The following is a 13,748-nucleotide window of genomic DNA, read 5'->3' as shown; positions in this document are numbered from 1 at the left end:
GCACGCACCCCGCAGGACCAGGCACACCCGTCTCCCCGGCCCCGCGCACCCCATTTGCAGTCGGCCGAATCGCGCTCCGATCACCCCTCGGTAAGCTGACGGCATGACAGGACAAGTGCGTACCGTCGACGGCCGTGTGGCCGGCCGGCGTGGGCAGGCGACCCGGCAGAAGCTGCTCGACTGCCTCAGCGAGATGCTCAGCTCCTCCCCCTACCGGGACGTCAAGGTCATCGATGTCGCCCGGAAGGCGGGCACTTCACCCGCGACCTTCTACCAGTACTTCCCGGACGTCGAGGGAGCCGTCCTGGAGATCGCCGAGCAAATGGCCACCGAGGGCGGTCAGTTGACCCAGCTGCTCGAAGGCCGGTCGTGGGTCGGCAAGGCGGGATGGCAGACCGCGCAGGAACTCGTGGAAGGTTTCCTGGAGTTCTGGCGCAGGAACGACGCGATCCTGCGCGTGGTCGACCTCGGCGCCGCCGAGGGCGACAAACGCTTCTACAAGATCCGCATGAAGATCCTCAACTCGGTGAACAACTCCCTGGTGGACGCGGTCACCGAGCTCCAGTCCAAGGGCAAGGTCGACAAGGACGTCAACCCGGCCGCGGTCGCGGGTTCCCTCGTCGCGATGCTCGCCGCGGTGGCCTCGCACCAGAAGGGCTTCCAGACCTGGGGCGTCAAACAGGCCGAACTCAAGCCGAATCTGGCGCTGTTGGTGCACCTGGGCGTGACGGGCAAGAAGCCGACGAAATAACGGCCCTCCTCGAGTCCTGTCTGGCAGGCGGCTGTTCACACGGGTGGACAGCCGCCTGTCGTGCGTCCGGCCATCACCTCCGGGTGATCCGGAAGAGACGTATCTCCCGCTCGACCCGTGCCTGATAGGTGGCGTACGGCGGCCAGAACGCCAGCGCGGTCTTCCACACGGCCGCCCGCTCCTCCCCCGTCAGCAGCGTCGCCGTCACCGCGATGTCCCGCCCCTTCCAGCTGACCGAGGCCTCGGGGTGGGCAAGGAGGTTGGCGGTCCAGGCGGGGTGGCCGTCGCGGCCGAAGTTGGAGCCGATGAGGATCCAGGTACGGCCCTCCTCCTCGGGCATGCAGGCGAGCGGGGTCCGGCGGGACAGCCCGCTCCTCGCGCCCGTCGAGGTGAGCACGACTCCCGGCAGCATCTGCGCGCTGAGCAGGAACTTGCCCCGCGTGATGCGGTGCACGGCCCGGTCCAGGGCCGGAATCACATGCGGCGCGACCTTGGCGAAGCCGCGCGTGGACGACACCCGCTGGACCACCCTCGCCCCGATCACACCGACACCTCCGCCCGCTCGAAGAGCCGCGCCGCGTCGGCGGCGTGCGCCCGCAGCCGGTGCGCGGGGCCGAAGAGCAGCTCGTCCCCGGTGGCGCGCTTGAAGTACCGCTGCGCCTCGTGCTCCCAGGTGAACCCGATGCCGCCGTGCAGCTGAATGCCCTCGGCGGCGGCCGTGCGCAGGGCTTCGAGGGCCTGGGCGAGGGCGAGCCCACCGACCCGCCCCCCGTCGTGAACGGCGGCCCAGGCGGCGAAGCAGGCCGCGGAACGGGCCGCCTGAAGCTGGACGTACACATCGGCGAGCCGGTGCTTCACGGCCTGGAAGGACCCGACCGCCCGCCCGAACTGCTCCCGCTGCTTGACGTACTCGACGGTCATCTCCAGCACACGGTCGGCGGCCCCGACGGCTTCACAGGCGAGGACGGTGGCGGCGGTGCCCCCTGTGCGGGCGAGGGCCCCCAGGACATCGGCCCCGTCATCACCGAGCAACTCCGCTTCTACGTCCCGCAGTTGAACGCGGGCCTGGGGGCGGGTGGCGTCGAGGGCACGCTGCCGGGTGCGCACGAGCCCGGGGGCGTCGCCGGGGACGAGGAAGAGGAGCGTACGGGACCGGGCGAACCCTCCCGCGTGTGCGGCGACGAGCAGGAGATCGGCGCTGTGGCCGTCGAGGACCTGATCGACCTCGCCGTACAACCGCCAGCCGAGAGTGTGGGGTTGCTCTTCGGGACGCGGCCTCCCCGCCCCCTCCGTAGCGACGGCACCCCCACCCGCACCGCCGGACCGCCGGGCCTGGACCCCGCCCGCGCGCCCCCCGCCCGCCCACTCGGCACTGTTGTCGCCGGTGAGCCCCAGCGCCGCCCCGGGGGGCACGGCAAGGGCAGCGGTCAACGTGCCGGAAGCCATCCGGGGCAACAGATCGGCGCGCTGCCACTCCGTCCCCAGGGCCAGCACCAGCGGGGCCACGAGAACCGCCGTGCCCAGCAACGGCGAGGGCGCCAGCACCCGCCCCGTCTCCTCGCAGGCCAGCGCCAGTTCCGTCACCGAGCACCCCACACCGCCGTACGCCTCGGGAAGCGCCAGCCCCGGCAGTCCCAGCTGTTCGGCAAGGGCCGTCCACAGTGCCGGGTCGTAGCCGGCCGGAGTGTCGACCGCACTCCTCGACTCCTCGGGCCCGCAACGCCTGCGCAGCAGCTCCCTCAAGGCACGTCGGATCTCGTCCTGTTCGGCGGTGAAGCGAGCGTCCATGGCTCTTCCTCTTCCCTCCTGATCTGACGGTCCGTCATATTAGGAGCGCCCGCACCAGATGCCCAGAGGCAGGAGCCCCTCATGCCCCCCGGGAGCCGGAAAGTCGCGATCACCGGCGTGGCCCTGGCCGACTGCGGCCGTGTGGACGACGCGACCCCCTACACCCTGCACGCCCAGGCCGCCCGCCGCGCCCTGGCCGACGCCGGACTGGACCGCTCGCTGGTCGACGGCCTCGCCTCGGCCGGCACCGGCACCCTCGCCCCCGTCGAGATCGCCGAGTACCTGGGCCTGCGCCCCACCTGGGTCGACTCGACCTCGGTCGGCGGCTCCACCTGGGAGGTCATGGCGGCGCACGCGGCCGACGCGATCGCCGCCGGACACGCCAACGCGGTCCTGCTGGTCTACGGCTCCACCGCCCGCGCCGACATCAGGGCGGGCCGCCGCACCGGCACCCTCTCCTTCGGCGCCCGCGGCCCGCTCCAGTTCGAGGTGCCCTACGGTCACACCCTGATCGCCAAGTACGCGATGGCTGCCCGCCGCCACATGATCGAACACGGCACGACCATCGAGCAGTTGGCGCAGATCGCGGTCCAGGCCCGCGCCAACGCCGCCCTCAACCCCGACGCGATGTTCCGCGACCCGATCACCGTCGACGACGTCCTGTCCGGCCCGATGATCGCGGACCCCTTCACCAAGCTGCACTGCTGCATCCGCTCCGACGGCGGCGCGGCGGTGCTGCTCGCGGCCGAGGAGTACGTACGGGACTGCCGTACCGCTCCCGTCTGGGTGCTCGGCACCGGGGAGTACGTCTCGCACGTCAGCATGTCCGAGTGGCCCGACTTCACGGTGTCCCCGGCGGCGGTGAGCGGACGGCTGGCCTTCGAGCGGGCGGGCGTACGCCCCGAGGAGATCGAACTGGCCCAGATCTACGACGCGTTCACCTACATGACGCTGGTGACGCTGGAGGACCTCGGCTTCTGCGCCAAGGGTGAGGGCGGTGTCTTCGTGGAGAAGGGACGGCTGAAGGTCGAGGGCGGGGACCTGCCGGTGAACACGGACGGCGGGGGCCTGTCCGCCCAGCACCCGGGCATGCGCGGGTTGTTCCTGCTCGTGGAGGCCGTACGGCAGTTGCGCGGGGAGGCGGGCGCACGGCAGGTGCGGCGCCCGGACGGGTCGGCGCCGGGGCTGGCGGTGGCGTCCGGGACGGGCGGCTGGTTCTGCTCGTCGGGGACGGTGGTGCTGGGGCGTTGAAGCCGGGGGGCCTCAGGGCACGACTCGTACGGTCGCCTGGTCGTTGGCGGTGTCCGGGTCCCTGCGGCCGACGTCCCACGGGCTGGAGGGATCCTTCTCCAGGAGGCTCAGGGTGCCCTCCCCGGGGGCGCCGAGTTCGGCCGTGAACGCGAAGGAACGGGTCTCGCCCGGCTTCAGGTCGGGTACCTCACAGGTGTAGGTGAAGCCGTTGTTGTCGCAGTACGCCCGGTAGGCGCCGTCGTCGTACTCCTCCATGGGCTCCTTCACCACTCTCAGCTCGAAGGGCGGCTCGAAGACCAGCTCGGCCGTGGTGCCGGCGTCGGCGGGACCGTCGTTGCGGACCTCGATGCGGAAGGTGCGGCGGGTGCCGGGACCGCCGCGCAGTTCGACGTCGGAGACCTGGTAGTCGGCGTGGGTGTCGACGACGAGCTGGGTGGATCCGCCGCCCCCGACGAAGGCGCCCTCGGTGCCGGCGGTGGGCTCGGCCTCCAGGGCCGGTCCGTCGCCGGGGCCGCCACCCTTCGTATAGCTGTGGTACTGACCCGGGCCCATGTCCAGGGCCCAGACGTCCCGGCCGTAGGAGGGGTACATCTGCGCGGCGGGAACGCGCAGTCTCATGGCGGGGCGGACGACGACCGTCTCTCCCGGGTCGATCGTCGCCTCCGGCAGCTCGCACACCGCGAGATGCCCCTTGCTCAGCTCGGGATAACGGCAGTTGGCGTACCGCCGCGTGAACTCCGTCCCGTCGGCGATCATCGCGATCCCGAGCCCCTTGACCGGCACCTCGCCGGTGTTCCGCACGACGAGCGGAGAGACCAGCTCGGAGCCGGGTCGCAGGAGATCCTTCGTGTACGCGGGCGCCACCGCCTCGACCACCGGCTCGCCGACGACGAACCGGGTCCGTGCGGTGAGCTTTCTGCCGCTCTTCGTGGTGTAGGTGTAGCGGACAACGGCCGTGGCACCGGCCTCGGCGCCCTTGACGGCGTGCGGCTGCGCACGGGCGCTGTCCGCCCAGTTGCTGTAGTCGCCGTCGACCTCGCAGGTCAGATGCGCGGAGTCGCCCTCGCAGGGGCCGTACTTCTTCAGCCGGACCACGTCCCGCCCGTCGGGGGCCACCTCCACGGTGAGCCGACGGACCCCGGGCCCGTTCCCGTCCTCGGCGGTCACGGAGAAGGGCATCTTGTCCTTCGGGCCGGACTTGTCGCCGTAGGGGCGCAGGTAGGAGAGCTCGGGGACGGTGAGGGAGGAGTGCGCCGCCCCGGAGTCGCAGGCGGCGAGGGACGCGAGCAGCAGTACTCCGGCGGCACCAACTGCCGTACCGGACAAGCGATTCACCGGCCGTCCCTCCCTCAGGTGTGCGAAGTACCCTGCACTGTATGGCCCTGACTCGTGAGCAACGTGAACAGTTCCTGGCCGAGCCGCATATCGCCGCGCTGGCGGTCGACGCCGGAGAGGGGCGCGCACCGCTCGCCCTGCCGATCTGGTACCAGTACACGCCCGGTGGTGACATCTGGATCATGACCGGGCGCGATTCCCGCAAGCACGAACTGATCCGGGCGGCCGGCCGCTTCTCCCTGCTGGTCGAGCGCGTCGAGCCCACCATCCGGTACGTGTCCGTGGAGGGGCCGGTCGTCGACACCCGGCCGGGCACCGGCGAAGACCTCCGGGAGATCTCCGCCCGCTACCTGCCGGCCGAGAAGGTGGACGGATACGTGGAGTTCGCCTCGAAGAACCACGGCGAGCAGGTGATCATCCGGATGCGGCCCGAACGGTGGGTGACGTCCGACCTCGGTACCGTCTGAGGCATGGCAACCGATCTTCACGAACTGCTCAGGTCACTGCGGGTGTGGGACCCGGAGGTCACCTCGCTGCCCTCCTTCGACCCCGCGACCGCGCCCGCGACCCCGCTGGAGCTCTTCACCACCTGGTTCGCGGAGGCGGTGGCCGCCGGGCAGACCGAGCCGCACACCCTGTCCCTCGCGACGGCGGACGCGGAGGGCCGGCCCGACGTACGCACCGTGATGCTGCACGGGGCGGACGAGGACGGCTGGGCGTTCGCGAGCCACTCCCACAGCCGCAAGGGAGGGCACCTGTCGGTACGGCCGTACGCCGCCCTCGGCTTCTACTGGCCGGTCCTCGGCCGGCAGGTGCGGGTGAAGGGGCCGGTGAGCGCCGCGCCCTCCGAGGAGGGCCAGGCCGACCTGCACGCCCGCTCGACCGGCGCGCTGGCCGCCGCGCTCACCGGACGGCAGAGCGACGTCCTGGGCTCACTCGAGGAGTTGGCGCGGGTGTCCGAGGAGGCCTGGGAACGGGCGCAGTGTGAGCCGGAGGTGCCGGTCCCGTCCTGGACCCTGTACCGACTGCTCCCGGACGAGGTGGAGTTCTTCCAGGGAGACGAGCGCAGGCGGCACATCAGGCTCAACTACCGTCGCGCGGATCAGGGTTGGTCTCAGGAACTGCTCTGGCCCTGAAAGTCGTACACCGCGAAGTCCGCCACCGGCCGGTAACCGATGCGCTGGTAGAGGCCGTTGCTGGTCGGGTTGGCCAGGTCGGTGAAGAGCAGCACCTCGTCGGCGCCCCGCTCCCGCGCCAGCCGGCTGACCTCGGCGGTGGCGGCACCGGCGTACCCGCGGCCGCGGAGACCGGCCGGGGTGTAGACGGGCGCCACCCGGATCTGGCCGGCGACCGGCGGTGTGAGGCCTGCCATGGAGACGGGGGTGCCGTCGGGGGCCTCCCAGAGGGTGACGCCGCCGTAGGCGAGGCGGGCGTCGGCCCAGGACTCGGCGCGCACGGAGTCGTTCTCGCTCTCTCCTATGTCCCGGACGAACTCCCCGAACCAGCGCACCAGCAGCTCCCGGTCGCCCTCCCCCGCGATCCTCGGCCGTCCCTGCGGCACCGGCTCCGGCTCGGTCAGCGTGTCCAGCCGGTACAGCCGCTGGCGCTGATACGGCACGGCCTCGCCCCCGGTCCGGCGCCGCCAGGCCTCGGCGAAACCTTCCGCGGTCGCGGCCTCGGCACTGACGCCGGGGACGGCATGGTCCAGGGCCGCCAGATGGGCGGCGAGGGAGTCGGCCCGCGTGGTGGTCAGGGGCGTGAGATAGAGCCGGTACGGCGGTGTCCGGAAGTAGGCCCCCCGTACGCTCCCGTCCTCCTCCAGCAGCCCGAAGACGGGCGCCTCGTCTCCGTACGCATGGAGCCCGCGGGTGCGCAGGCCCTCGGTCACGGTGAGGACGACGGTGTGCAGGTCCGGGCAGGAGCGCAGGAAGTCACCGGCGCGGGTGAGGAACTCGTCGAGGTCTTCGGTGGAGTGCCAGGCTGTGGGAGGCATGTCTCATGATCCTGCGCGAGCGCGCCGGACGCCTCCGAATTACGACGGCTCCGGGTCCGTCGCCAGTCGGGCGTGCAGGTGCACGTCCCGGAACGCGTCGTGCCGCCCCGACTCGAACATCGCGCCCCGCAGCGTGCCCTCGTAGCGGAAGCCGCAGCGTTCGGCGACGGTGCAGGAGGCCCCGTGGCCGAGGGCGTGGCCCAGTTCCAGCCGGTGCAGGCCGAGGTCGGTGAGGGCCCAGTGGGCGCCGAGGCGGAGGGCGCGGGTGGCCACCCCGTGGCCGCGGGCCTCGGGCAGCACCCAGTAGCCGACGCGGGCGGTGCGGAAGACGTGGTCGATGACGTTGATGCCGAGGTGTCCGAGCGTCGTACCGCTCGACTCGTCCGTGATCCGGTACGACACGCTCGTGCCCTGCGCCGCCTGTTCGGCCCTGCGTCGCATGCCGGCACGGGCGCCGTCGAGGTCGTGGATCAGGGTGAGAGGGGTGTTCCAGCGCCCGAACTCGGGGTCCAGCGCGCCGCGCAGCCAGTCCTGGGCCTGGGCGCCGGAGTCCGCGTCCCAGGCGCACAGGCGCAGGCCGTGGCCGTGCAGCGGGGTGAAGGGGCGGATGAGGTGCTGATCGTCGACGTCGGTCATCCGTCTATTCAAACCGCCCCGGACGTCCCGCGCGGCCTGAATTTCGGCACCCCGTCCGGGAAGACCCCCTCCAGGCCAAGGCCGGCCCACAGGTCCTCACCGGCACAACCGACGACCTCCCTCACCATCAACGCATCCCCACCCAGGCCGACGCCCATCACTCACCCCCAACCGCCCCTGCCCGCCCCGCGCGCCCTGAATTTCGGCACGCCGTCCGGGAAGACGGCCTCCAGGTCCAGCCCGGCCCGCAGGTCGTCGTGCGCGCAGCCGACGATCTCCGTCATCATCCGGGGGCCCTCGGCGAGGTCGACGACGGCGGCGACGTACGGGGTGCGGTCCTTGAAGGGCGGCAGGTCGTTGCGGTGGACGACGGACCAGGTGTGGAGCGTGGCGCGGCCGGTGGCCGGGGACCAGGTGACGTCCTCGCTCCAGCAGCGCGGGCAGAACTCACGGGGATAGTGGTGGACCTGGTCGCAGGTCCCGCAGTGCCTGAGCAGCAGGACGCCCCGCGCGGCCGCGTCCCAGTAGGTCCGCGTGAAGGCGTCCGCCTCCGGCAGGTCGTACCTCGCGCCCATCAGAACCAGCCCAGCGCGGCGTCGAGCGACCATGTCTGCCAGGACATCGCGAACAGGGCCACGAGCGAGATGAGGGCCATCATCGAGTTCTGTCCCTGTTCGGCCCAGTCGTGGATCATGAGCGTGAAGTAGAGGACGTTCAGGAGCAGGCCGCCGACCAGCGCGAGCGGGGTCAGGAAGCCGAGGATCAGGCCCGCGCCGAGGGCGAGTTCGGCGTACGCGACGACGTACGCCATCGTCCTGGGGCGGGGCGCGACCAGTACGTCGAAGCCGCTGCGGACCGGGGTCCAGCGGTGCTTGGCGGCGATGTCCGCGGCCCAGGTGATGCCGCCGCCCTCGAACCACGTCCTCTTGTCCTTGTGCCGCCAGCTCTCCAGCCACCACAGCCCGAGGCCGATGCGCAGGACGGCCAGCCATTGCGCGCCGGTCAGCCAGATCGTGTCCATGGAATCTGACGGTACGTCAGATCGCGGACCCCGGGAAGACCGCGGTCGCGGCGAGAATCCTGTGCGTGCGCCTGGCAGCTGTGGGTCCCCCATGAATCCCCGCGGATTGTTGGCAATTTTGTCGAAGACGCGGCTACGTTCGTTCCCGCCAGCAAAAACGCCGAGGGAGCCAACCGTGAAGCACAGGGCAATCAAGCGCAGGAACGTCGTCATCGGCATCGGTGCGACGGCCGGGGTCGCGGCCGTCGGAGGCATCGCCCTGTACGCCAATGCGGCGACCGGCAACGCCTCCAAGAGCAGCGACGGCAGCCTCGCCTTCGACCCCGACGCCTACACCGAGCTGACGACGACGGTCACGGACACCGAGGGAACCGAGCACGCGGTCACCTACCACTTCTGGAAGGCGATCACCTACGTCTCCAAGCCGGTCGACGCGACCTACCAGTCGCTGAACGTCAGCGTGCCGGTCGAGATCGACGGCACGGCGGTCGACGCGAGCAACGCGCCGATCCTGCTCGCCAACTCCGTCGGCGGGTACATGCCGTCCTCCGTGGCCGACGCCGCCGGCGTCGGAGGCGCGAGCATGGGCGGCGGGGCGGGAGGCGGCGCACCGAGCGGGGCTCCCACCTCCAGCGCCTCCGCCTCGCCCACCGCGAGCGCCTCCGCCTCGGCGCCCGGTGCCAACGGCAACACCAACGCCACCGGCGGCGCCATGAACACCAACCAGCTCCTGGCCCTGGCAGCCGGGTACGTCGTCGTCGAGCCCGGTGCCCGTGGTCGTGGACTCAAGAACTCCGACGGCGAGTACTACGGCAGCGCTCCGGCCGTGATCGTCGACCTCAAGGCGGCCGTCCGGTACGTGAAGGCGAACAAGGGGCGCATCCCCGGCAACGTCGACCGGATCGTCTCCGCCGGCACCAGCGCGGGCGGTGCCGTGTCCACCCTGCTCGGCGCCTCCGGCGACAGCCCGCTCTACGACGAGCACCTGAAGGAGATCGGCGCGGCCGACGCCTCCGACGCGATCTTCGCGGTGGGCGCGTGGTGCCCCATCACCGATCTGGAGCACGCCGACGGCGCCTACGAGTGGAACTGGGGGACCAACGCCCTCGGCACCGGAAAGCAGGTCGACCAGACGGTCTCCAAGGACCTCGGGTCGCAGTTCGCCGAGTACCAGGCGAAGTTGAGGCTGCGCGGCCTCAAGGGCTCGGGCTTCGGCACCCTCACCGCCCGGAACTACGACGCGTACCTGCTCAAGCAGTACATGGAGCCCTCGGCCACCACCTATCTCGCGGCCCTGTCGGACTCCGACCGGGAGACCTACCTCGCCAAGAACACCTTCATCACCTGGAAGAACGGCACGGCCACCTTCACCTGGGCCGGCTTCCTCACCCACGTCGGCGCCCGCAAGAAGACCGTGCCGGCCTTCGACGCCTTCGACCTGTCGGCCGGCGAGAACAACGAGTTCGGCTCGGCCACGACCGCGAACCGCCACTTCACCGTGTACGGCGCCAAGAACGACACCACGGGCCTGTCCACCAAGCGCGTCGAGAGCGACATCCCCGAGCTGCTGAACCTGATGAACCCGATGTACCACCTCGTGGAGAAGGTCAACGGGCGCCGCTCGAAGCACTGGTGGATCCGCCTCGGCACGAACGACACCGACACCTCGCACGTCATCTCCGCGAACCTCGCCGCCCGCGCCGAGAACCTCGGCGACGAGGTCGACCACCTCTACTACTGGGACGAGGGCCACGGCGCCAACACCGACCCCGGCGACTTCATCACCTGGATCGCCAAGGTCACGGGCTACAAGAAGGCCAAGAAGAAGTAACCCATGCCGTAGGAACCGCTGTACCGCGGCCCCGGTTTCCCGTCAGTTTCCGGCCGCCGCACGCCACGGCGCCGAGCCCCGCACCCGCGGGCCCGGCGCCGTGGCCTTTCTCCGTGACTTTTCCGTACCCGCACAACCAGGTGACCTACGCCACAGGTCCCACCCACCTCTCCTACAGCCGTGATCGATCCGCAACCAATTCCCGTCTTGACCGAGACCCATCAACGCGCTGTCTGATTACGCTCGCGCTCATGGCCGACTCCACACCCGCAGACCGCCCCGACCAGCCCGGTCGCCCCGTCTACGTCGTCGGCGGCGGTCCGGCCGGACTCTCCGTCGCGTACGCGCTGCGCGCCCGGGGCATCCGCGCGGTCGTCCTGGAGAAGTCCGAGCACGTCGGCGCCTCCTGGCGGCGCCACTACGACCGGCTGCACCTGCACACCACCCGCCGTCTGTCGGCCCTGCCGGGCCTCCCGATGCCCCGCCGCTTCGGCCGCTGGGTCGCCCGCGACGACGTGGTGCGCTACCTGGAGAAGTACGCCGAGTTCCACGAGCTGGAGACCGTCACCGGCGTCGAGGTCTCCCGCGTCGAGCGCACCCCCGACGGCACCGGCTGGCTGCTGCACGCCACCGGCGGCCGCGAGCTGACCGGCGCCGCGGTGGTCGTCGCCACCGGCTACAACCACACCCCGCTGCTGCCGGACTGGCCGGGCCGCGACACGTACAAGGGCGAGCTCCTGCACGCCGGCGCGTACCGCAACCCCGAGCCCTACGCCGGCCGTGACGTCCTCGTCGTCGGCGTGGGCAACACGGGTGCCGAGATCGCCGTGGACCTGGTCGAGGGCGGCGCCTCGCGGGTACGGCTGTCCGTGCGCACCGCCCCGCACATCGTCCGCCGCTCCACGGCCGGCTGGGCAGCCCAGTACACGGGCGTTCTCGTACGGCGGCTGCCGGTCGGCCTCGTGGACCGGCTGGCCCGGCCCATGGCGAAGCTCAGCGTGCCCGACCTGTCGGAGCACGGGCTGCCCCGCCCCGACACCGGGCTCTACAGCCGGGTCAAGGAGGGCGCCATCCCGGTCCAGGACGTCGGCCTCATCGACGCGGTCCGCAAGGGCAAGGTCGAGGTGGTGGCCGCCGTGGAGGGCTTCGAGGACGGCGAGGTCCTGCTCGCCGACGGCACCCGCGTCGGTCCGGACGCGGTGATCGCGGCGACCGGGTACTCCTGCTCGCTGGAGGGCCTGGTAGGCCACCTCGGCGTCCTCGACACCCAGGGCAGACCGGTCGTCAACGGCTCCCGCTGCCCCGACGAGACCCCAGGACTGTTCTTCACCGGCTACGTCACTCCCATCAGCGGCACCTTCCGCGAGGTGGCGATCGACGCGGAGAAGATCGCGAAGGCCGTCGAGAAGGACGGCGCGGGCCGGCTCTCGCGGCTTCCCGTCTGACGTAGGAAACCTCAACTCTCTTCAGTACGACTCCCGTTACTCATGTGCCAGATGTGACGGGAGCGTTGTCGTGTGCCACCGTGCGGGGCCAGAATGTGAACACTTCTCATGTTCTAGCTCCACACTCTCTCCACCACGGAGGACGCACGTGGCACGCGAAAGACAGCTCCCCCCGCTCTCCCGGCGCTCCCTGCTCGGCGGTGCCGCCGCGGCGGCCGGTGCCGTCACCCTGACCGGCACCGCCGCCTCCCCCGCATCCGCCGCCACCCGTGACGTGGACGTCGCGATCGTCGGCGGCGGTCTCGCCGGGCTCACCGCGGCCCGTGACCTGGTCGCGGGCGGCAAGACCGTCGCCGTACTGGAGGCCCGTGACCGGGTCGGCGGCCGGGTCCTCAACCTGCCCCTGGCGGGCGGCGGTGTCACCGAGGGCGGCGGCGAGTTCATCGGCCCCACCCAGGACCGCATCAAGGCCCTTGCGGACTCGCTCGGGGTGGGGACCTTCGCCACCTACAACACCGGCAAGAACCTGCTCTACAAGGACGGCAAGAAGACCCCCTACGCCACCGACGGCCTCCTCGGCTCGGTCCCGCCGATCGACGCCGCCGGTCTCGCCAACGCGGCGATCGTCCAGGCCTCCCTCGACGACATGGCCAAGACGATCCCGCTCGACGCGCCCTGGACCGCCGCCAAGGCCGAGGAGTGGGACCGGCAGACCTTCGAGACCTGGCTGCGCGCCAACGCCGTGATCCCGTCGGCCAAGTTCCTCCTGGACGTGGCCTGCACATCGATCTTCTCGGCCGAACCGCGCGAGCTCTCCCTCCTGTTCGTCCTCTTCTACATCGCCGCCGCCGGCAACGAGACTACTCCCGGCACCCTGGAACGCCTCACCGAGACCGCGGGCGGCGCCCAGGAACTGCGCTTCGTCGGCGGCTCCCAGCTGGTGCCGATCAAGCTCGCCGCTACCCTGGGCGACCGGGTGGTGCTGAACGCCCCGGTGCGCACGATCGCCAAGTCCGGCGCGAAGTACGTCGTCACGGCCGACGGGGTCACCGTCACGGCCAAACGGGTCGTCGTCGCCGTACCGCCGCCGCTCGCGGCCCGCATCACCTACGACCCGCTGCTGCCCGCCGCCCGCGACCAGCTCACCCAGCGCCTTCCGATGGCCTCGGTCGGCAAGGCGATCGCGATCTACGACACCCCCTTCTGGCGGGCGGACGGCCTCAACGGCCAGGTCGTCAGCGACACCGGCGTGATCAGCTCGACCTTCGACAACTCCCCGCCCGACGCCTCCTACGGCGCCCTGATGGGCTTCATCGAGGCCGACGAGGCCCGCAAGTACGACGCGGCGAGCGAGGCGGAGGTCAAGGCGGCCGTCCTCAAGGACTACGTGACGTACTTCGGCTCGAAAGCGGCCTCCCCCACCTCCTTCGTCCTGCAACGCTGGAACAACGAGGCCTACACCCGCGGCGGCCCCGTCTCCATCGGCGCGCCCGGAGTGCTCACCCAGTACGGTCCCGCCCTGCGCACCCCCGTCGGCGGCATCCACTGGGCCGGTACGGAGACGTCCCTGCACTGGATGGGCTTCATGGACGGTGCGGTGCGGTCGGGCGAGCGAGTGGCCAAGGAGGTTCTCGCGGTCCTGTAGTCGGCGCATCAACTTTGCGTGCACGCCCGTTCCTGACACCTCGTCAGTTCTG

Annotated in this window: 14 protein-coding genes; 7 read left to right on the top strand and 7 right to left on the bottom strand. The window is 71.2% G+C overall.

The window, feature by feature from the left end; all coding sequences use genetic code 11:
* Window positions 1-115 precede the first annotated feature (115 nt).
* Complete coding sequence (locus OG841_RS26335) at window positions 116-751, top strand: TetR family transcriptional regulator (RefSeq protein ID WP_057608492.1); 636 nt, start codon at window positions 116-118, stop codon at window positions 749-751.
* Window positions 752-824: 73 nt separating this feature from the next.
* On the opposite strand, the gene OG841_RS26330 is transcribed toward OG841_RS26335, so the two are convergent.
* Both OG841_RS26330 and OG841_RS26325 read right to left on the bottom strand, forming a co-directional pair.
* Window positions 825-1,295 (bottom strand): nitroreductase/quinone reductase family protein, encoded by a 471-nt coding sequence (locus OG841_RS26330; RefSeq protein ID WP_328639242.1) that lies wholly within the window; start codon window positions 1,293-1,295, stop codon window positions 825-827.
* The gene (locus OG841_RS26325) at window positions 1,292-2,539 is read right to left on the bottom strand and encodes an acyl-CoA dehydrogenase family protein (RefSeq protein ID WP_371566947.1); all 1,248 of its coding nucleotides are present in this window, start codon (window positions 2,537-2,539) and stop codon (window positions 1,292-1,294) included. The genes OG841_RS26330 and OG841_RS26325 overlap by 4 nt, the downstream gene beginning before the upstream one ends.
* An 81-nt stretch (window positions 2,540-2,620) precedes the next feature.
* On the opposite strand from OG841_RS26325, the gene OG841_RS26320 reads away from it, so the two are divergent.
* On the top strand, window positions 2,621-3,790 hold the full coding sequence (locus tag OG841_RS26320; protein ID WP_328639244.1) for a thiolase C-terminal domain-containing protein: 1,170 nt from the start codon (window positions 2,621-2,623) through the stop codon (window positions 3,788-3,790).
* A 12-nt stretch (window positions 3,791-3,802) separates the two neighbouring features.
* Here the strand turns inward: OG841_RS26320 and OG841_RS26315 are convergent, their stop codons facing one another.
* Entirely contained in the window at window positions 3,803-5,125 is a 1,323-nt protein-coding gene (locus OG841_RS26315) for a hypothetical protein (RefSeq protein WP_371566946.1), read from the bottom strand.
* 41 nt (window positions 5,126-5,166) lie between these two features.
* Here OG841_RS26315 and OG841_RS26310 point away from each other — a divergent pair, with 41 nt between their 5' ends.
* Both OG841_RS26310 and OG841_RS26305 read left to right on the top strand, forming a co-directional pair.
* Complete coding sequence (locus OG841_RS26310) at window positions 5,167-5,592, top strand: pyridoxamine 5'-phosphate oxidase family protein (protein WP_371566945.1); 426 nt, start codon at window positions 5,167-5,169, stop codon at window positions 5,590-5,592.
* A 3-nt stretch (window positions 5,593-5,595) separates the two neighbouring features.
* Window positions 5,596-6,261, top strand: a complete 666-nt coding sequence (locus OG841_RS26305; RefSeq protein WP_328639247.1) for a pyridoxine/pyridoxamine 5'-phosphate oxidase — start codon at window positions 5,596-5,598, stop codon at window positions 6,259-6,261.
* Here the strand turns inward: OG841_RS26305 and OG841_RS26300 are convergent.
* From OG841_RS26300 to OG841_RS26285, 4 genes are all read right to left on the bottom strand, one after another.
* Complete coding sequence (locus OG841_RS26300; RefSeq protein ID WP_328639248.1) at window positions 6,240-7,118, bottom strand: GNAT family N-acetyltransferase; 879 nt, start codon at window positions 7,116-7,118, stop codon at window positions 6,240-6,242. The two genes, OG841_RS26305 and OG841_RS26300, sit on opposite strands and share 22 nt — an antisense overlap.
* A 39-nt stretch (window positions 7,119-7,157) precedes the next feature.
* On the bottom strand, window positions 7,158-7,754 hold the full coding sequence (locus tag OG841_RS26295) for a GNAT family N-acetyltransferase (RefSeq protein ID WP_328639249.1): 597 nt from the start codon (window positions 7,752-7,754) through the stop codon (window positions 7,158-7,160).
* A 161-nt stretch (window positions 7,755-7,915) separates the two neighbouring features.
* Window positions 7,916-8,329, bottom strand: a complete 414-nt coding sequence (locus OG841_RS26290) for a Zn-ribbon domain-containing OB-fold protein (RefSeq protein ID WP_328639250.1) — start codon at window positions 8,327-8,329, stop codon at window positions 7,916-7,918.
* Window positions 8,329-8,775 (bottom strand): DoxX family membrane protein, encoded by a 447-nt coding sequence (locus OG841_RS26285; protein WP_059206620.1) that lies wholly within the window; start codon window positions 8,773-8,775, stop codon window positions 8,329-8,331. The genes OG841_RS26290 and OG841_RS26285 overlap by 1 nt, the downstream gene beginning before the upstream one ends.
* A gap of 175 nt (window positions 8,776-8,950) precedes the next feature.
* Here OG841_RS26285 and OG841_RS26280 point away from each other — a divergent pair, with 175 nt between their 5' ends.
* The 3 genes from OG841_RS26280 to OG841_RS26270 all read left to right on the top strand — a co-directional run bounded on the left by OG841_RS26280 (window position 8,951) and on the right by OG841_RS26270 (window position 13,696).
* Window positions 8,951-10,606, top strand: a complete 1,656-nt coding sequence (locus tag OG841_RS26280) for a subtype B tannase (protein WP_371566944.1) — start codon at window positions 8,951-8,953, stop codon at window positions 10,604-10,606.
* A gap of 251 nt (window positions 10,607-10,857) precedes the next feature.
* Window positions 10,858-12,051: a flavin-containing monooxygenase gene (locus OG841_RS26275; protein ID WP_371566943.1), complete on the top strand. Its 1,194-nt coding sequence runs from the start codon at window positions 10,858-10,860 to the stop codon at window positions 12,049-12,051.
* Between the two features lie 148 nt (window positions 12,052-12,199).
* Window positions 12,200-13,696 carry a flavin monoamine oxidase family protein gene (locus OG841_RS26270; protein ID WP_328639253.1) on the top strand — a complete coding sequence of 499 codons (1,497 nt, stop codon included), beginning with the start codon at window positions 12,200-12,202 and terminating at the stop codon, window positions 13,694-13,696.
* Window positions 13,697-13,748 lie beyond the last annotated feature (52 nt).

Origin of the sequence: Streptomyces canus (genome assembly GCF_041435015.1) — a bacterium.
Classification (GTDB): Bacteria; Actinomycetota; Actinomycetes; order Streptomycetales; family Streptomycetaceae; genus Streptomyces; species Streptomyces canus_G.
This window is presented reverse-complemented; position numbering and strand designations above follow the sequence as displayed.

Coding starts and splice junctions, on each gene's coding strand:
- OG841_RS26325 (WP_371566947.1), bottom strand. CDS start 2,539: ATGGACGCTCGCTTCACCGCCGAACAGGACGAGATCCGACGTGCCTTG.
- OG841_RS26320 (WP_328639244.1), top strand. CDS start 2,621: ATGCCCCCCGGGAGCCGGAAAGTCGCGATCACCGGCGTGGCCCTGGCC.
- OG841_RS26310 (WP_371566945.1), top strand. CDS start 5,167: ATGGCCCTGACTCGTGAGCAACGTGAACAGTTCCTGGCCGAGCCGCAT.
- OG841_RS26305 (WP_328639247.1), top strand. CDS start 5,596: ATGGCAACCGATCTTCACGAACTGCTCAGGTCACTGCGGGTGTGGGAC.
- OG841_RS26300 (WP_328639248.1), bottom strand. CDS start 7,118: ATGCCTCCCACAGCCTGGCACTCCACCGAAGACCTCGACGAGTTCCTC.
- OG841_RS26295 (WP_328639249.1), bottom strand. CDS start 7,754: ATGACCGACGTCGACGATCAGCACCTCATCCGCCCCTTCACCCCGCTG.
- OG841_RS26290 (WP_328639250.1), bottom strand. CDS start 8,329: ATGGGCGCGAGGTACGACCTGCCGGAGGCGGACGCCTTCACGCGGACC.
- OG841_RS26285 (WP_059206620.1), bottom strand. CDS start 8,775: ATGGACACGATCTGGCTGACCGGCGCGCAATGGCTGGCCGTCCTGCGC.
- OG841_RS26275 (WP_371566943.1), top strand. CDS start 10,858: ATGGCCGACTCCACACCCGCAGACCGCCCCGACCAGCCCGGTCGCCCC.